The 17,559-nt window shown below is 67.3% G+C and carries 18 protein-coding genes; 10 read left to right on the plus strand and 8 right to left on the minus strand.

The genetic code is table 11. The annotated features are described in order from the left end of the window. Positions 1 to 128 precede the first annotated feature (128 nt). The 10 genes from BLQ28_RS19105 (at position 129) to BLQ28_RS19150 (ending at position 10,086) form a co-directional block, all read left to right on the plus strand. A complete protein-coding gene (locus tag BLQ28_RS19105; RefSeq protein ID WP_093242669.1) occupies positions 129 to 905 on the plus strand; it encodes a FadR/GntR family transcriptional regulator in 777 nt (258 codons plus the stop codon). Between the two features lie 174 nt (positions 906 to 1,079). Then, the gene (locus BLQ28_RS19110) at positions 1,080 to 2,411 is read left to right on the plus strand and encodes an MFS transporter (protein WP_093242671.1); all 1,332 of its coding nucleotides are present in this window, start codon (positions 1,080 to 1,082) and stop codon (positions 2,409 to 2,411) included. Between the two features lie 16 nt (positions 2,412 to 2,427). Beyond that, positions 2,428 to 3,357: an L-threonate dehydrogenase gene (gene ltnD, locus BLQ28_RS19115; protein ID WP_093242673.1), complete on the plus strand. Its 930-nt coding sequence runs from the start codon at positions 2,428 to 2,430 to the stop codon at positions 3,355 to 3,357. Beyond that, positions 3,354 to 4,250, plus strand: coding sequence for an alpha/beta fold hydrolase (locus tag BLQ28_RS19120; protein WP_093242675.1), 897 nt, complete (start codon positions 3,354 to 3,356; stop codon positions 4,248 to 4,250). Before ltnD ends, BLQ28_RS19120 begins: the two co-directional genes overlap by 4 nt. Before the next feature lie 42 nt (positions 4,251 to 4,292). Beyond that, positions 4,293 to 5,309, plus strand: coding sequence for a D-erythronate dehydrogenase (denD, locus tag BLQ28_RS19125; RefSeq protein WP_093242677.1), 1,017 nt, complete (start codon positions 4,293 to 4,295; stop codon positions 5,307 to 5,309). Between the two features lie 3 nt (positions 5,310 to 5,312). Further along, positions 5,313 to 6,593 carry a 3-oxo-tetronate kinase gene (gene otnK, locus BLQ28_RS19130; RefSeq protein ID WP_093242679.1) on the plus strand — a complete coding sequence of 427 codons (1,281 nt, stop codon included), beginning with the start codon at positions 5,313 to 5,315 and terminating at the stop codon, positions 6,591 to 6,593. 318 nt (positions 6,594 to 6,911) lie between these two features. Next, the gene (locus BLQ28_RS19135; protein ID WP_093242681.1) at positions 6,912 to 7,580 is read left to right on the plus strand and encodes a class II aldolase/adducin family protein; all 669 of its coding nucleotides are present in this window, start codon (positions 6,912 to 6,914) and stop codon (positions 7,578 to 7,580) included. 12 nt (positions 7,581 to 7,592) lie between these two features. After that, positions 7,593 to 8,411 carry a 2-oxo-tetronate isomerase gene (gene otnI, locus BLQ28_RS19140; protein ID WP_093242684.1) on the plus strand — a complete coding sequence of 273 codons (819 nt, stop codon included), beginning with the start codon at positions 7,593 to 7,595 and terminating at the stop codon, positions 8,409 to 8,411. After that, positions 8,393 to 9,622: an amidohydrolase family protein gene (locus tag BLQ28_RS19145; protein ID WP_256327366.1), complete on the plus strand. Its 1,230-nt coding sequence runs from the start codon at positions 8,393 to 8,395 to the stop codon at positions 9,620 to 9,622. The genes otnI and BLQ28_RS19145 overlap by 19 nt, the downstream gene beginning before the upstream one ends. Further along, a complete protein-coding gene (locus BLQ28_RS19150; protein ID WP_093242688.1) occupies positions 9,619 to 10,086 on the plus strand; it encodes a RidA family protein in 468 nt (155 codons plus the stop codon). The genes BLQ28_RS19145 and BLQ28_RS19150 overlap by 4 nt, the downstream gene beginning before the upstream one ends. On the opposite strand, the gene BLQ28_RS19155 is transcribed toward BLQ28_RS19150, so the two are convergent. From BLQ28_RS19155 to BLQ28_RS19190, 8 genes are all read right to left on the minus strand, one after another. Further along, positions 10,079 to 10,759, minus strand: a complete 681-nt coding sequence (locus tag BLQ28_RS19155; protein ID WP_256327367.1) for a TetR family transcriptional regulator C-terminal domain-containing protein — start codon at positions 10,757 to 10,759, stop codon at positions 10,079 to 10,081. The two genes, BLQ28_RS19150 and BLQ28_RS19155, sit on opposite strands and share 8 nt — an antisense overlap. Next, complete coding sequence (locus BLQ28_RS19160; RefSeq protein ID WP_093242690.1) at positions 10,756 to 11,715, minus strand: PDR/VanB family oxidoreductase; 960 nt, start codon at positions 11,713 to 11,715, stop codon at positions 10,756 to 10,758. The genes BLQ28_RS19155 and BLQ28_RS19160 overlap by 4 nt, the downstream gene beginning before the upstream one ends. Positions 11,716 to 11,754: 39 nt before the next feature. Next, the gene (locus BLQ28_RS19165) at positions 11,755 to 12,345 is read right to left on the minus strand and encodes an NAD(P)H-dependent oxidoreductase (protein ID WP_093242692.1); all 591 of its coding nucleotides are present in this window, start codon (positions 12,343 to 12,345) and stop codon (positions 11,755 to 11,757) included. 159 nt (positions 12,346 to 12,504) lie between these two features. Then, the gene (locus tag BLQ28_RS19170; RefSeq protein ID WP_093242694.1) at positions 12,505 to 13,545 is read right to left on the minus strand and encodes an ABC transporter substrate-binding protein; all 1,041 of its coding nucleotides are present in this window, start codon (positions 13,543 to 13,545) and stop codon (positions 12,505 to 12,507) included. Between the two features lie 47 nt (positions 13,546 to 13,592). Further along, a complete protein-coding gene (locus tag BLQ28_RS19175) occupies positions 13,593 to 14,975 on the minus strand; it encodes an FAD-binding oxidoreductase (protein ID WP_093243436.1) in 1,383 nt (460 codons plus the stop codon). A 29-nt stretch (positions 14,976 to 15,004) separates the two neighbouring features. Next, the gene (locus BLQ28_RS19180) at positions 15,005 to 15,895 is read right to left on the minus strand and encodes an ABC transporter permease (protein ID WP_218121944.1); all 891 of its coding nucleotides are present in this window, start codon (positions 15,893 to 15,895) and stop codon (positions 15,005 to 15,007) included. Then, complete coding sequence (locus tag BLQ28_RS19185) at positions 15,873 to 16,667, minus strand: ABC transporter ATP-binding protein (RefSeq protein WP_093242696.1); 795 nt, start codon at positions 16,665 to 16,667, stop codon at positions 15,873 to 15,875. The genes BLQ28_RS19180 and BLQ28_RS19185 overlap by 23 nt, the downstream gene beginning before the upstream one ends. 11 nt (positions 16,668 to 16,678) lie before the next feature. Further along, positions 16,679 to 17,500, minus strand: coding sequence for a creatininase family protein (locus BLQ28_RS19190; RefSeq protein WP_093242698.1), 822 nt, complete (start codon positions 17,498 to 17,500; stop codon positions 16,679 to 16,681). Between the last annotated feature and the right edge of the window lie 59 nt (positions 17,501 to 17,559).

Consider the following 17,559-nt stretch of genomic DNA (forward strand, 5'->3'; position numbering starts at 1 on the left):
ATCTGACCGCACAACGGAACGTGCGCATCGGTAAGTGAGCCGAATTGCGCGACCTTGAGCACATCTGAATATGACGGCATCTGTCGATGTACCTCGGGTAGAGTCAGTCTCAGACCTTCATTGCCCCTATGACCGCCCGTTTCCAATCCCTCGCCCCCGCCGTCCGCCTGGCCGACCAGGTGGCCGATGCGCTCGCGGCCGAGGTGCGCAGCGGGCGCCTGTCCGAAGGCGATCGGCTGCCGACCGAAGCGGTGCTCGCAGAGCAGTTCGGCGTGAGTCGCACCGTGATCCGCGAAGCGGTCTCGCGGCTCAAGTCGCTGGGGCTCGTGGATTCGCGGCAGGGCAGTGGCGTGTACGTGCGCGCTGCCGGTGTCGAGCCGCTGCGCTTCGAGATGCCGCACGTGGCCTCGCGCGAAGCGGTGATCCAGATGGTCGAGTTGCGCCGCGCGCTCGAAGCCGAAGTGGCCGCGCTTGCGGCCGAGCGCCGCACGCCTGAAGACGTGCAACGCATCCGCGACGCCATCGACGCGCTGCACGCCGCGGTGGCTGCCGGCGGCAACGGCGCCGACGAAGACGTGCGCTTTCACCGCGCCATCGCCGAGGCCGCGCGCAACCCGTTCCTGATCGGCACGCTGCAATACCTGCGGCAGTTTTTGCACGGCGCCACGCGCGTCACCCGCGCCAACGAGGCGCGTCGCGCGGACTTCGCGCGCGAGGTCGCGCAAGAGCATGCGCAGATCGTCGAGGCCATCGAGGCCGGCGACGCGCTCCGCGCCCGCGAGGCCGCCAAGTCCCATATGGACAACGCCATCCGCCGCATCGAGCAGGCCGATCCGGCCTTCTGGCAGCAGGAAGGCGCGCAACTCGCGCGACCGCTGGTCGAAGACTGGCCCGCGGGCAAATAAGCAAGAAGAAAGGAAACGAGCTGTGGCTCGAGGGTTTACCCGGGGCGGCCAACTTGTCTTGAATTTGTATGATGACCTGACAAATAAAGAGGTGGCCGCGCTGCACGGCGACGAGACGACCTCGCTTTCTTCACCCAGGCTTTTCATCCAAAGCTGCAAGCGGACTTCCCTGTCATGACTCCAACCCTCCAGGCCGGCGCGCCCCCGGCCACGGCCCGATCGCCAGCCGACACCGCGCTCGAGAAGCGCGCCTATGCCAAGGTCTTCTGGCGCCTCGTTCCCTTCCTGATGCTCTGCTACGTGATCGCGTACCTCGACCGGGTGAACGTCGGCTTCGCCAAGCTGCAGATGGGGCAAGACCTCGGGTTCAGCGAAACCGTGTTCGGCCTGGGCGCCGGCATCTTCTTCCTCGGCTACTTTCTCTTCGAAGTGCCGAGCAACCTGCTGCTCAACCGCGTGGGCGCGCGCATGTGGATCGCGCGGATCATGATCACCTGGGGCCTGCTCTCGGCGTGCTTCGTGTTCGTGCAGACGCCCACCAGCTTCTACATCCTGCGGTTCCTGCTCGGCGTGGCCGAGGCGGGTTTCTACCCCGGCGTGATCCTCTACCTGACCCAGTGGTATCCCTCGCACCGGCGCGCGCGGATCATCGCGGTCTTCATGTCGGCGATACCGGTGGCGGGCATCTTCGGCAACCCGCTGTCGGGCTGGATCATGGACGCCTTCCACGGCGTCTCGTCGATGCACGGCTGGCAGTGGATGTTCATCATCGAAGCCATCCCGGCGGTGCTGGTCGGCGTGATGGTTCTCTTCTACCTGGACAACGGCATCCTGCAGGCCAAATGGCTTTCGCCCGAAGAAAAGGCGCTGCTGCAGCGCGAGGTCGAGCGCGACCAGGCACACGGCGCCAAGGGCCCGCACTCGGTGGCCGCGGTGTTCCGCGATGCGCGCGTGTGGTGGATGGCGCTCATCTACTTCGCCTTCGTCATGGGCCAATACGCGCTGACCTTCTGGCTGCCCACGCTGGTGAAGGCCACGGGCGTGCAGGGCAACTTCAACATCGGCTTGCTGAGCGCGATTCCGTTCGTCTGCGCGATCGTCGCGATGAACCTCTTCGGCCGCAGCGCCGACCGCCGGCAGGAGCGCCGCTGGCATTTGATCGTGCCCGCGATGATGGGCGCCGTCGGCTTCACCGTGGCCGCCTCGTACACGCAAAACACGGCCGTGTCGCTCGCATTCCTCTCGCTCGCCGCAGCCGGCGTGCTGACCTGCGCGCCGCTCTTCTGGTCGCTGCCCACCGCGTTCCTTTCGGGCACGGCCGCGGCCGCGGGCATCGCGGCCATCAACTCGGTGGGGAACCTTGCGGGCTTCGTGAGCCCGTACCTCATCGGCTATCTGAAGGACCTGACGGGCAGCACGCAGATCGGCATGTATGTGCTGGCCGCGGCCCTCGTGCTCGGCGCCATCGGCGTATGGCTCACGCCCAAACAACTCGTCAATCGCTGACCGGAGAAACAACACCATGACAGACACCTCCAGCAACACCCCCGTCATCGGCCTCGTGGGCCTCGGCGCCATGGGCAGCGGCATGGCGCAATCGCTGCGCCGTGCGGGCCATGCGCCGCATGTGTTCGATGTGCGCCCCGGCGTCGCCGCGGCCTTCGCGCGCGATGGCGGCACCGCCTGCGACACGCTCGAAGCGCTCGGCGCGCAGTGCGACATCGTGGTCAGCGTGGTCGTCAACGCGGCGCAGACCGAATCGGTGCTGTTCGGCGACGGCACCACGCCCGGCTGCGCCGCATCGATGAAGCCCGGCAGCCTCTTCGTGATGTGCTCCACCGTCGATCCGAACTGGTCCGTGGCGCTCGAAGCGCGCCTTGCGAAGCAAGGCATCCTGTACCTCGACGCGCCCATCTCCGGCGGTGCCGCCAAGGCCGCGAGCGGACAGATGACGATGATGACCGCTGGCACGCCCGCCGCTTACGCGAAGGCCGGCACCATGCTCGATGCGATGGCTGCCAAGATCTACCGCCTTGGCGACTCGGCCGGCGCGGGCAGTAAGGTGAAGGTCATCAACCAGTTGCTGGCCGGCGTGCACATCGCGGCCGCCGCCGAGGCCATGGCGCTGGGCCTGCGCGAAGGCGTCGATGCGGCTGCGCTCTACGAAGTCATCACGCACAGCGCGGGCAACAGCTGGATGTTCGAGAACCGCATGGCGCATGTGCTCGCGGGCGACTACACGCCGCTGTCGGCCGTCGACATCTTCGTGAAGGACCTGGGCCTCGTGCTCGACGTGGCGCGCGCCAGCAAGTTTCCGTTGCCGTTGTCGTCTACCGCGCATCAAATGTTCATGCAGGCGTCCACGGCAGGCTTTGCGCGCGAGGACGACAGCGCCGTCATCAAGATATTCCCCGGCATCGAACTGCCGGCACCGAAGGAGAAGGCACCATGAACGAGTCTCGGGTCAGGTTCGTCGACACGCCGCTGCTGCGCATCGGCTACGAGGAGTGGAACCCCGCCGGCAAAGCCACGGCCGTGCTGGTGCACGGCTGGCCCGACAGTCCACGCTGCTGGCATGGCGTGGCCGCCCGGCTCGCTGAAGCCGGCTGGCGCGTGCTGCTGCCTGCGCTGCGCGGCTTCGCGCCCACGACCTTCCTGCATGCCGACACGCCGCGCAGCGGACAGCTCTCGGCACTGGGCCGCGACCTGCTCGACTTCATCGACGTGCTGGGGCTTCAGCAGCCTGCGCTGGTCGGCCACGACTGGGGCGCGCGAGCGGTAGGCAATGCCTGCGGGCTGCGGCCCGGCGTCGCAAGCGCGCTCACGCTGATGTCCATCGGCTACGGCACCAACGCGCCCGACCAGCCGATGACGATCGAACAAGCACGCAACTACTGGTACCACTGGTACATGGCCACGCCGCGCGGTGAACGCACGGTGCACGAAGACCGCATCGCCTTCACGCGGATGATGTGGGATACGTGGGCCCCGGCCGGCTGGTACGAGCCCGCCGAGTTCGAGGCCACCGCCGCTGCTTTCGCAGGCGACGACTGGGCACAGGTGGTGGTGCATTCGTACCGCCATCGCTGGGGCCACGCGCCAGGCGATCCGCACTACGCGGCAGACGATGCAGTGCTCAGCCCCGCGCCCGTGCTGTCGGTGCCCACGCTGGTGCTGCATGGCGCGGCGGACCCCTGCAATCATCCTGACACCTCGGCCGGCAAGGAGCACTTTTTCAGCGGCCCCTACCGCCGTGAACTGCTCGAAGGCGTGGGCCACTTCCCGCAACGCGAGGCGCCCGATGCGGTGGCCGACGCGTTGCTGCGCTTCCTGCCCGCGCTCTGAAAAAGCGAACGAACAAACAAGCGAACGAAAGACAAGACGACCATGAACATCCTCATCACCGGCGGCTGCGGCTTCCTCGGCGCGCGGCTCGCCCGCACCCTGCTCGCGAGCGGCCCACTCGCGCTGGCTGGCGGCGCAGCAAGAGACATCGCGCGCATCACGCTGGCCGACCGCGTGCCGCCGCCCGCCGACCTCGCAGCCGATGCCCGCATCCAGTTCGTGCAAGGCGATCTGTACGAGCAGGCTGGCAACGGCGCGCTGCCGCTGGCCGGCACCGACGCGCTGTTCCATCTTGCCGCCGCCGTCAGCGGCGAATGCGAAGCCGACTTCGACCTCGGCATGCGCAGCAACCTCGACACCACGCGTGCCCTGCTCGACGCCTGCCGCCGCGCGGGCCATGCGCCGGTGTTCGTGTTTTCCAGCTCGGTCGCCGTGTTCGGCGATTCGCCCGAGCAGCGCCTGCCCGCCGTGATCGAAGACACCACGCTGCCGACGCCGCAGAACAGCTACGGCATCCAGAAGTTCATCGGCGAACAGCTCGTGGCCGACTTCACGCGCAAGGGCTTCGTGCAGGGCCGCAACGTGCGGCTCATGACGGTGTCGGTGCGCCCCGGCCGGCCCAACGGCGCGGCCTCCAGTTTCCTGAGCGGCATGCTGCGCGAGCCACTGGCCGGCGAGCGCGCACGCTGCCCTGTGTCGCCCGACACCGCCGTCGCGTTGGCCTCGCCCGGCAACACCGTCGCCGGCATCATCCGCGCGGCCACGGCCGGCGCCGCCGAGTGGGGCGCGCGCACCGCCATCAACCTGCCCGCATTGACCACCACCGTGCGCGAGATGGCGCAGGCGCTCGAACGCATCGCGGGCAAGGAAGCCACCGCCTTGATCGACTGGCAGCCCGACGCCGCCGTCGCAAAGATCGTCACCAGCTGGCCCAGCCGCATTCACGCGGCGCGTGCGGAAGCGCTGGGCCTGAAGGCCGACGCCAGCTTCGACGCCATCCTGCGCGACTACGTCCGCGAGAACGCGCAGGCCGTCAAGCTGCCCGTGTCGAAAGACTGAGCGATGGCAAAGAAGAAGCTGCTGCTGCTCGGCTGCATCGCCGACGATTTCACCGGCGCCACCGACCTTGCCAACAACCTCGTGCGCGCCGGCATGCGCGTTGTGCAGGCGATCGGCGTGCCGGCCACGCCGCTCGATGCCGAAGTCGACGCGGTGGTGGTCGCACTCAAGTCGCGCACCATCGCGCCGGCCGAAGCCATTGAGCAAGCACTGGGAGCCCTGCGCTGGCTGCAGGCGCAAGGCGCACAGCAGATCTACTTCAAGTACTGCTCCACCTTCGACAGCACGCCGCAGGGCAACATCGGCCCCGTCACCGAGGCGCTGATGAAGGCGCTGAACTGCGACTTCACCATCGCCACGCCCGCCTTCCCCGACAACAAGCGCACCGTGTTCAAGGGCTACCTGTTCGCGGGTGACGTCCTGCTCAACGAGAGCGGCATGCAGAACCATCCGCTCACGCCGATGACCGACCCGAACCTCGTGCGTGTGCTGCAGGCGCAGTGCACGCGCAAGGTGGGGTTGATCGATCACGCGGTGGTGGCGCGCGGCGCAGAAGCCATCGAAGAACGCATTGCACAGTTGAAGGGCGAGGGTGTCTCCATCGCCATCGTCGATGCAGTGTCGAACGACGACCTGCTGCGCATGGGCTCGGCGCTCGCGAAGATGCCGTTGGTCACCGCGGGCTCGGGCGTCGCCATCGGCCTGCCGGCCAACTTCGGCCTCGCACCTTCGTCGCAGGCCAGTGCATTGCCTGCGGCCGATGGCCACAAGGCGGTGGTCTCGGGCAGCTGTTCGCTCGCAACCAATCGGCAGGTGCTCGACTTCATCCAGCGCGGCGGCGCAGCGCTGGCCATCGATCCGCTGCGCATCGCGGCGGGTGTGGACGTCGCGGCCGAAGCGCTGGCATGGGCCGCACCGTTGCTCGACAAAGGCCCGGTGCTCGTCTATTCCACCGCCGAAGCGGGCGCCGTGAAATCGGTGCAAGGCCGTCTCGGCGTGGACGAAGCCGGCGCGATGGTCGAACGAACCATCGCCGCCATCGCACGTGGTTTGGTCGATCAGGGTGTGCGTCAACTCGTCGTGGCCGGCGGTGAAACTTCAGGCGCCTGCGTGCAGGCACTGGGCATCGCGCAGATGCAGATCGGTCCGCAGATCGACCCCGGCGTGCCGTGGTGCCATGCGCGCGCCGAGGCCGCGAAGGGCGCGGGCGTGCACATCGCACTGAAGTCCGGCAACTTCGGCAGCGATGATTTCTTCACCAAGGCCTTTACAGTGCTTGGATGAAATCTACGGTCGTTGCGCGAGTGCCGTTTCGTTCAGGGCGCAATCACGCCGACGGGGTACCTTGCTCCGCAAATGTCCCCCGGCCTGCGGCCTCCTCCTTTATTTCGCTGCGCAAGGCACCCCGCCAGCGCGATCGTTGGACAGTGCAGTCGTTGGTCGGCGAGCACAAAGACAGCGCTCACTGTGCGCAGGGCATCGGGTGCTCCCCGCAGCGAAATAAAGGAGGAGCGAAGCGGGGGACATTCGCGGAGGGGAGTACCCGATGTCCTGTGCACGCGCCCTGAAGAGCAGCATCCAATTCAGCCCCCAAAACCCGACATGACAGAAACCCAAGCCCGAGAAGAAATCTGCCGCATAGGCCGCAGCCTGTTCGACCGCGGCTACGTGCATGCAACGGCCGGCAATATCAGCGTGCGGCTGGACGACGGCTTCCTCATCACGCCCACCGACGCCTGCCTCGGTTTCCTCGACCCGGCGCGACTTGCAAGGCTCGATGCGCAAGGCCAGCAGACGGCAGGCGACCGCGCCAGCAAGACCATCGCACTGCACACGCGCATCTACGCGGCAGCGCGCAAGTTCGACGCCGATACGGCCTGCGTGATCCACACCCACAGCACGCACTGCGTCGCGCTCACGTTGACGCCACAACAAGACGCTGAACTGCTGCCCGCACTCACCCCATACTTCGTCATGAAGGTCGGCCACGTGCCAGTCATTCCGTATCACCGCCCCGGCGCCCCCGAGGCGGCCGAACAGGTGGCACAAGCCATCGAACGCCACGGCAACGCCGGCACGCCCATCCGCGCCGTGATGCTCACGCGCCTGGGCCCCAACGTCTGGCACGACACACCCGCCGCCGCCATGTCGGTGCTCGAAGAACTCGAAGAAACCGCCAGGCTCCAACTGCTCACCACCACAACGAAGCCCGAACCGCTGGACGCCACGCAGATCGATGAACTGCGCCGCACCTTCGGCGCGCGCTGGTAGTAAAAACACCCCATGCCCCAATTCGCCGCCAACCTCTCGATGCTCTATCCGGAGCTCGCTTTCCTCGACCGCTTCGATGCCGCCGCGAAAGACGGCTTCCAGGGTGTCGAATACCTCTTTCCCTATGCGTTCCCGCAGAACGAAATCGTGGCCCGGCTGCAGGCCAACGGCCTGAAGCAGGTGCTGTTCAACGGCCCGCCCGGCGACTGGGACGGCGGCGACCGCGGCCTTGCCTGCCTGCCCGGCCGCGACGCCGAGTTCCGCGAAGGCATTGCCAAGGCCATCGACTACGCCGTGGCGCTCGACTGCCCGCGCATCCACGTCATGGCCGGCCTCGTGCCCGAAGGCCTGGAGCGCGAGGCCGTGCAGGCGGTCTACCTCGACAACCTGCGCTGGGCCGCCGCCGAAGCCGCCAAGGCCGGGCGCGACGTGCTGATCGAGCCGATCAACACGCGCGACATTCCGCGCTTCTTCCTCAACCGGCAAGACCACGCGCACGAGATCGTCGAAGCGGTCGGCGCATCCAACCTCAAGGTGCAGATGGACCTGTACCACTGCCAGATCGTCGAAGGCGACGTGGCGATGAAGATCCGCAAGTACCTGCCGACCGGCCGCGTCGGCCACCTGCAGATCGCGGGCGTGCCGGAGCGCCACGAGCCCGACGTCGGCGAGCAGAACTACCCCTACCTGTTCGATGTGATCGACGAGGTGTCGGCGCAGTGCGGCTGGCAGGGCTGGGTCGGCTGCGAGTACCGGCCGAAGCGCGGTTCGGAACCCGGTGGCACCTCGGCCGGCCTCGGCTGGCTGCGCGCATGGCGACAGCGCGCATGAAGCTCGAAGCGCTGCGCATTCCGCTGCCCCTGCGAGGCTTCGACGCCGGCAACGCGCAGGTGTTCGACCTCACGTTGGCAGACGGCAAGGTCGAATCAATCACTCCAAGCGCCGAGCAGAAGCATGCACGCGGCACCCTGCTGAGCGCGCTGGTCGAGGCCCACGCGCACATCGACAAGAACTACACCGTGCAGGACGTGGGCGCGGCGCAGGGCGACCTGTTCACCGCCATCGACCGCATGAACAGGCACCGCGACAGCTGGACCGGCGAGTCGCTGCGCCTGCGCATGACGCGCGCGCTGCAAGACGCATGGCAGTCGGGCACGCGCGCGCTGCGCACGCACATCGACTGGGTGCAGGCCGAACCGCCGGCCGCGCTGCCCGTGTTCGAGGCGCTGCGCGAGGAATGGCACGGCCGCATCGAGCTGCAGTTCGTCTCGCTCACGCCGCTCGATTTGTTCGCCGACCTCGCGGCTGGCGAGCGCATCGCGCACGAGGTGCAACGCGCAGGCGGCACGCTCGGCGCGTTTGTCTATCGCAACGACGGCATCGTGCACAAGCTCGGCCGCGTGTTCGACCTTGCGCAGCAGCACGGGCTGGGCCTGGACTTCCATGTCGACGAAGGGCTCGACGTGGAGGCCAGCGGCCTGCGCAGCATCGCGCAACTGGTGCGGGCACGCGACTTCAAGGGCCGCGTCGTCTGCGGCCACGCCTGCTCGCTCGCGATGCACGACGATGCGGTCGCCAACGAAACGCTCGCGCTGTGCGCGGGCGCGGGCCTTCACCTGGTGGCGCTGCCGACCACCAACCTCTACCTGCAGGGCGCGTGGGACCGCACGCCGGTGGCACGCGGCATCACCCGCATCCGCGAAGCGGCGGCATGGGGCTTGCGTGCGAGCCTGGCCACCGACAACGTGCAGGACGCCTTCTACCCCTATGGCAGCTACGACCTTCTGGAGACTTTCGGCCTCGGCGTGCAGATGGCGCACCTGGCGCCGGCCGCCGACTGGCTCGACACCATCACCGTCAGCCCCGCGAAGGCGCTCGGGCTCGCATGGGACGGCCGCATCGCGCCGGGCTGCCCGGCCGACCTGGTGCTGCTCGCGGCCACCGACGAACACGAACTCATCGGCCCGCGCGGACGCCAACGCACCGTGATCCGCGCCGGCCGCATCCTCGAAGAAAAAACGAATCCGGAGAAAACACCATGAGCATGGGCAAGCCGATGGCCAACTACGCGGCCGCGAAACGCGTGGGCGATTTCGTCTTCATGAGCGGCGTGGTCGCGGTCGACCCGGCCACGCGCCGCGCCGTCGCGGGCTACGACGCGATTCCCGAAGCCGCACGCACTGCCCTGCAGGGCGTGGGCTACGCCACGGGCCAGATGTCGGTCGATGTGTTCGAGGCGCCCATCGTGGCGCAGAGCTGGTTCGTGCTGGAGCGCATCCGCCAGATCGCGGCCGAGCACGGCGGCACGATGGAAGACGTGGTGAAGCTGGTGCAGTACTTCCGCCACCTGCCGCACTACGCTTTCTACAACCGCGTGCGTGGCCTCTTCTATCCGGGCGAGCCGCCGGTGAGCACGGTGGTGGAGGTGTCGCGCTTCCTGCCGGGCGATGAAGTGCTCGTTGAAGTCGAGGCGACGATGTACCTGCCGCAGCGCGCGGCTACTTGACCCCCGCGCCCTTGAGCAAGAACTCCGTCACCTGCTCGATCAGGTAGCGCCGGTCTTTCTCGTCGCCCTGTTGCGCCACGTCGCGGTAGTAGGCGGCCTGCGTGGCGTGGTCGGCATAGAACTGCGTCACGGCCCAGATGTGGAACAGCACCAGCATCGGATCGGCCTTGTCCATCAGGCCCTGGTTCATCCAGTTCTGGATCACGGCGGCCGCCTGATCGGTGCGCGCCTTGCTCGTGGTCATCATGCTGTTGATGACCGGCGCGCCACGCATCATCTCGGCCGTGAAGATGCGCGAGCGCAGCGGGTGGTCGAACGAGAACACCATCTTGCGATGGATCAGGTCGCCCAGCACCTTGCGCGGGCCGAAGGCCTCGTCGCTGAAGCCGAACACCACGATCCAGTCGGTCAGGATGTCCTGCAGCACCTGCCGGTACAGCGCTTCCTTGCTTTCGATGTAGTAGTGCAGTTGCGCCTTCGACAGGCCGGCCTTGTCGGCGATGGCCTGCGTCGACGCGCCGGCCAGCCCTTCGCTCGCGAACACCTCGATGGCGGCCTGGTTGATGAGGCCCAGCACCTGCGTGTACTTGCGCGAACGCCCGCGCGTGGCGGGGGCTTCGCTTTCGGCCTCGCGCTCGTCGATGCCGGTGTCGATGACGGGCCGTGCGCTCACAGCTGCAGCACCAGTTCCTGGCCCTTGGCGCGCGAGCAGCACAGCGCCACGCGCGTCTTGCGCTCGCTGCCGGTGAGGCAGAAGTCGCGGTGTTCGGCGCCCTCGCCGTCGCCCTCGACCACGCAGGTGCCGCACAGGCCCTGCTGGCACGACACGGGGATGTCGATGCCGACTTCATGCAGCGCATCGACGGCCGTCTGGTCCGCCGCCACCGGCACGGTGATGCCGCGCCGCGCGAGCTTGAGCGTGAAGGGCAGGCCGGTGGTGGTGTTGGCGTCGGTCGGTGCCGCGAAGTACTCGGTGTGCAGTGCGTCTTCGGGCCAATGTGCAGCCGCATCGCGCACTGCCTGCATGAAGCCGCCGGGGCCGCACACATAGAGATGCGTATTCGGCGCGCGCTCGGCGAGCAGCGCGCGCAGGTCGATGCGCTGCGAGGCATCGCCCTGGTCGAGGTGCAGCCGCAGGTGTGGCGCCAGCGCGGGCGCGCGCAGTGCATCGGCAAAGGCCAGGTGCTCTTCGCTGCGCGCGAACACGCACAGCGTGAAGTCCGCGCCGCGCGCCGCCAGTGCCTGCGCCATGGCCAGCAGCGGCGTCATGCCGATGCCGCCCGCCAGCAGCAGGTGGTGCTTGGCCTCCTCGCGCAGCGGAAAGGTGTTGCGCGGTGCGCTGATGGGCAGCAGGTCGCCCTCGCGCACGCGCTCGTGCATCGAGGCCGAGCCGCCGCGGCTGCCGACTTCGCGCTTCACGCCGATCACATAGGACGCGTTGCCCGAAGGCGCGCGCGCCAGCGAGTACTGGCGCGAAAAGCCGCCGGGCATGTGCACGTCGATGTGCGCGCCGGCCTCGTAGGCCGGCAGCGGCCGGCCCCACGGATGGGCCAGCTCGAAGGCCAGGATTTCCGGCGTCTGCCGCGAGATGCGTTCGACGCGGACTGTGAGCGTGCGCTCGAGGCTCATGGTGCGGGCCCTCTCTTCTTTCTGTTTGTTCGAAACGGCTCAGATGCTTTGCAGCTTGCGCGATACGCGCGCGATGAAATGGGTGCGGTCGTTTGCGGTGGCGGCGTTCATGTCGTGCAGCTGCAGCCACGTCACCTTGCAGCGCCATGCGAACAGCGCCCGCAGCGCGCGCGTGAACAGCCGCCGGCCCGGGTCGCCGATCGCGAACACGAACCAGCGTGGCGAGCCGCCCGTGGTCACCACCGTCAGCCGCTGGATGTGCCGCATGCCCGACTTCGCGAGCTGCCCCTTGCGCTCGGCCGGCAGGAAGGCCACGCCCGGCAGCCACACCCGCTCCAGCCAGCCCTTGAGCATTGACGGCGGCCCGTGGAACCAGGTGGGGTAGACGAACACCAGGTGCTCGGCCCACAGCAGCGCTTCGACATGCGGTTTCACGCGTTCGCGGATCAGTTCGGGGTTGTCGAGGTAGGCGATGCGCTCCTCGCGGGTCAGCGTGGGGTCGAAGCCTTCGGCATAAAGGTCGATGGCCTTGACGGCATGACGGGGTTCGAGCGCCTCGAGGGCGGTGCGGTAGAGCGCGTGGTTGAAGCTGTCAGGGTTCGGATGGCAGTGGACGACGAGCGTTTTCATGGTGAAGGGCCGGTTCGCCTATCGGCGAGACGGGGTCAGAGCCCAAGGAACAAAAGGCCGCGCGTGCCTTATGGCAACCCAGGCGCCGGCATCTGACCCCGGCGCAAGCCCCGCGCGACCCACGGGAAAAACAATGCTTCTCTGGCTGGCCGGCGCTTCTTACTTGCCGGTGAGCTTCTTGCGGACGTCGACACCGACGCCCTTGTTCACGAACTGCGTGGTCACGACCTTCGAGAGGTCGATCTCGCCCGGCTTGTACAGGCCGGCCTTGACCATCTTGTCGTAGAAATCTTTCACGCGGGCTTCGTCCATGGCGCCGATGCCCTTGGTGAGCGAGTCGCCGCTGTCGACGATGCCCATCTTCTTCATCAGGTCGATCGAGCCCTGCAGCGCAACGGCGGTCGAGTCGGGGGTGGGCTTGGGGATGAGCTCGTTGGCGGCCTTGTTGTCGCCGTAGAGGTAGTTGTTCCAGCCAATGATCGAAGCCTCGACGAACTTGCGCACCGTCTCGGGCTTGGTCTTGATCAGGTCGGCGCGCGTCTCGATGGTGGTCGCATAGGTCGAGAAGCCATGGTCGGCCAGCAGGTGCACCACCGGGTCGAAGCCGGCCTGCGCCTTGATGGACAGCGGCTCCGAGATGGCGTAACCCTGCTGGATCGACTTCTTGTCGGCCAGGAACGGACCGACGTTGAAGGTGTAGGGCTTGAGCTGCGAGTCCTTGAAGCCGTGCTCGGACTTCATCCACTGCCAGAAGCTGAACTGGCCGTCCTTGCCGATGAAGGCCACGGGTGCCTTGGTCAGGTCCTTGAAGGTGTCGTAGCCCTGGCCGGGGTGCGCAAAGATGGCCTGCGGGTCTTTCTGGAAGATGGCCGCGACCACCACCGTGGGCACGCCGTTCTTCACGTTGTCGAAGGACTGCAGCAGGTTGCCGGTCATCAGGAAGTCGACCTTGCCGGCCGGCAGCATCGGCCGGTTGTTGACCATCGGGCCGCCCTGCATGATCTCCACGTCGAGGCCGTACTTCTTGTAGGTGCCGTCCACCAGCGCCTGGTAGAAGCCGCCGTGGCCGGCCTGCGCTTTCCAGTTGGTGGCGAACACCACTTTTTCCTGCGCCTGCGCGGCGAAGGCGGCGCCCATGAGGGCCAGGCCGAGGGCAAGGCCGCTGTAGAGCGGGCGGGTCTGGAAGGCGGGGATGCGCATGGGGACGGGCTCCTGGTTGGATTCGAAGGACGTGAAGGCTAAACGGTTCAGCGGTCGCGGGCCATGTGGGATTCCCAGCCTCGCGTCTTGCCGGGGTTCATCAGACCCATCGGGTCGCTGCGCTTCTTGAAATCGATCTGCTGCGTGTCGATGGTCTTCATGCCGCCGTCCTCGATGGTCACGACGTGCGGGTTGAAGATCTTGCAGCCGCCCTGCGACTCGATCTCGCGGATCAGCTCGTACTGGTGGGCCTCGCCCTTCCAGCGCACCAGCAGGATGCCGAAGGTGCCGCACTCGCCGCCGGCGCGCGCGAAGTCCTGGTGCTGCAGCACGTCGTCGCCGAAGATTTCGAGATGGCGCTCGACCACCGACGGGTCGAAAGGCTGGGCGTACGCCACCTGCAGGTAGGTCCAGCCACGGTCGGCCTTCAGCGCCTGCAGCGTCGTGTGGTTGAACGCGCATTCATAAGCGGGCGGCAGGCCATCGGCGAGCAGCTCGGCCTCGGTGCCGGCCACGGAGATCGTGCCGCCGTGGGCTTGTGCAAGCGAACGGAAGTCCGCCATCGAATCAGGCGAGACCATGGTGAACACCGCATGCCGGTTCGGCGGAAAGCGGTCACGCATGGCCGTGTAGTAGGGCGAGAAGCGCGCCTCGACGGTCGACAGCAAAAAGATGTCGAGCGTGGGCGCCTGCGCCGCGATGCCGAAGTCGAGCGCGCCGCGGTATGTGTCGAACAGCACCGTGCAGTGCACCCATTCGACGGCCGGGCTCAGTGCCACTTCGACGTCGAGGATCACGCCGTTGGTGCCGTAGGCATGGTGCACCTGCTGGATCTCGTCGCCCTGCAGCTCGATGACGCGCGGCTCGCGCTCCACCGTCATCACGCGCGCGCGCAGAAGGTTGCCGGGGTCGCGCAGGATGCCGTGGCGGAACGAGCCGATGCCGCCGAAGCCACCCGCGATGAAGCCGCCGATGCTGGCCACGTGCCAGGTCGAAGGCCACATGCGCAGCGCCTGCCCGGTCTCGCGCGCGGCGAGGTCGATGTCGTGCATGCGCGCACCGGCCTCGACGCGCGTGCGGCCTTCGCCGATGTCGAGCACGCGGCACATCTGCGTCACGTCGAGCACGATGCCGCCTTCGAGCGGCACGCACTGGCCGTAGTTGCCGGTGCCGCCGGCGCGCACGGTCAGCGGCAGCTTCCATTTGGCGGCGACTGCAGCGGCCTGGCGCACGTCGTCCTCGGTGCTGACCTTGACGACGAGGTCGGCCACGCAGCCCGCGAGCTGCGCGGTGAGGATGGGGCTGTACCAGTAGAAGTCTTTCGACAACTGCTTGCGCTGGTTGGGCGCGGTGATCAGGTTCAGGCCGTGCAGTTCGCGGCGCACCGCGTCCCAGTCGACGACGGCGTGCGTGGCCGGTTGTTCGGTCATGGTGATGGCGTCCATCGCAACGGGCCCGGTCAGCGCTCGCGGCGCATTTCGCTTTCGTGCCAGTGGCCCAGCACCAGGCGCGACAGGGCGGCGAACACGATGAAGATCACGATGCCCAGCAACGACACCAGCAGCAGCGCCGCGAACATCATCGGGATCTCGGTGCGGAAGCTCGATTCGAGAATGCGCGAGGCCAGGCCCGTTTCCTTGCCGGCCGTGCCTGCGGTGAACTCGGCCACCACCGCGCCGATCAGGCTCAGGCCGCCCGCGATCTTCAGGCCCGCCATGAAGTACGGCAGTGCACTGGGTGCGAGCAGGTAGCGGAAGGTCTGCCAGGGCGAGGCCTTGTAGAGCTGGAACAGATCGCGCAGGTTGCTGTCGGCGCTCTTCAGGCCGATGACCGTGTTCGACAGGATGGGGAAGAAGGCCACGATCCATGCGCACAGAAGCAGCGCGGCGGTTGTGCTCGACACGTAGATCAGGATCAGCGGCGCGATCGCGATGATCGGCGTCACCTGCAGGATCACGGCGATGGGGAACAGCCCGATCTCGACCCATTTGAACAGCGCGAACGCAATCGCCAGCAGCACGCCGCCGACGATGGCCGCCGTGAGCGCGAGCAGCGTGAGCTTGACCGTGAACCACAGCGCGCTGGACAGCGAATCCCAGTTGTCGAACAGCGTGCGAAGAATGAGCGAGGGCGCGGGCAGGATGTAGTGCGGGATGTTGTTGGCGCGCACTGTCCACTCCCAGATCAGCAGCAGCGCCAGGACGATGCCCGCCGGCACGACGATGCGCAGCATCGACTCGCGGCGGCGCAGCCTGTCTTCGTGCGCGCGCAGCATGTCGGCGGACGGGGTGGCTTCCTCGGTCGTGTGGTCCATGGGCATCACGGGTTCAATGGTCGATGTCGAGGCCATGCAGGGCTCCGTGCAAGGATTGCGAGACGGCGGTGCAATGCGCGTTGTAGCGGCTCGAGGTGCGGAACTCTTCGCCGCGCGGGTACGGCTCGTCGATGCGGATCTCGTCGATCACGCGGCCGGGGCGCGCTGCCATCACGACGATGCGGTTCGACAGGTACACCGACTCGTACACGCTGTGCGTGACGAACACGATCGAGAAGCGGTGCTCGCGCCAGATGGCCAGCAGGTCGTTGTTGAGCTTGATGCGCGTCATTTCGTCGAGCGCGGCGAAGGGCTCGTCCATGAGCAGCAGGCGCGGGTGCGTGACGAGCGCGCGCGCGATCGACACGCGCATCTTCATGCCGCCCGACAGCTCGCGCGGATAGACGTCGGCAAAGCGCGAGAGGCCGACCAGCTCCAGCACCTGCTGCACCACCGGCGCGGCCTCGTCGCGGCTCATGCCCGCGAGCTTGAGCGGTAGCCAGACGTTGTCGAACACCTTGGTCCAGGGCATGAGCGTCGGTTCCTGGAACACGAAGCCCAGGTCGCGGTCGCTTTGTGTCTTGCCGGTGTTGGCGCCCGACCATTTCATCTCGCCCGAACTGAGCCGGGTGAGCCCGGCCACCAGCCGCAGCGCGGTGCTCTTGCCGCAACCCGAGGGGCCGAGGAAGCTGATGAAGTCGTGCTCGCCGATGTCGAGCGTCATGCCCTGCAGGGCGAGCGTGCCATTGGCAAAGCGCTTGCTGACGTTGCGCAGGCTGACCAGGGGTGGGGTCTGGGTGCTGTCCATGGCGTGCGAGCCTAGCGCCAGGCGGGGACGTTGGCCAGGCGTTCGAGCGGGAAGCGATCGACCTCCTGCAGCAGCTCGACGAAGCGGCGGCCCACGTGGTCGAGCACCGCGGCACCCTTCTCGGCGGTGGCGCGCGTGGCGTCGCCGGCGGCGCCCGCGGGGTTGATGTCGTGCATCTGCCAGCCGAGCTTGCCGCTGGGGGTGATCGAGAGGAACTTGTTCTCGGCGGCCAGCTGCTCGGTCATGGAGCTGAAGTTCTGGAATTGATCCTTACGCACGTAATCGGGCGTCAGGTGCAGCATCACCGAGCTTTCGAGGTCGCCGGCGTGGATGCCATGCTTGCCCTCGTGCGCGGTGAACAGGCCCTCGGGCAGGCCCAGCGTGTACCAGTTGGCGGCCACGACCATCATGTCGTGCTCTTCGCGCAGGTCGCGGGCCACGATGTCCATCACGCTCATCTGGCCGCCGTGGCTGTTGTAGAGCACCAGCTTGCGCACGCCGGCCTTGGCGACGCAGGCGCCGACGTCTTTCCACAGCGAGATCAGCGTATTGGCCGACACGGTGAGCGTGCCGGGGTAGCGCGAATGCTCGTTGCTCTTGCCGTAGGGCACGGTGGGCAGGAAGAGCACCGGCAGGTCGTCGGGCAGGTACGGGAGCGTGGCGCGCACCATGCCGTCGATGGTGGCGGTGTCGGTCGACATCGGCAGATGGGGACCGTGCTGCTCGGTGGCGCCCACCGGCAACACGGCGATGAGCCGTTCGCGGTCGAGACGGGAGAACTCTTCGCTGGTCAGGTCGGACCAGAAACGGCTGCGCAGGGGGACCGGATTCATCGTGGCAAACCTCTTGACGGCGGGTTGGATAGTCTAAATTATCCATGTGGTCAAAAAAG

Origin of the sequence: Variovorax sp. EL159, assembly GCF_900100965.1 — a bacterium.
Lineage (GTDB): Bacteria > Pseudomonadota > Gammaproteobacteria > Burkholderiales > Burkholderiaceae_C > Variovorax.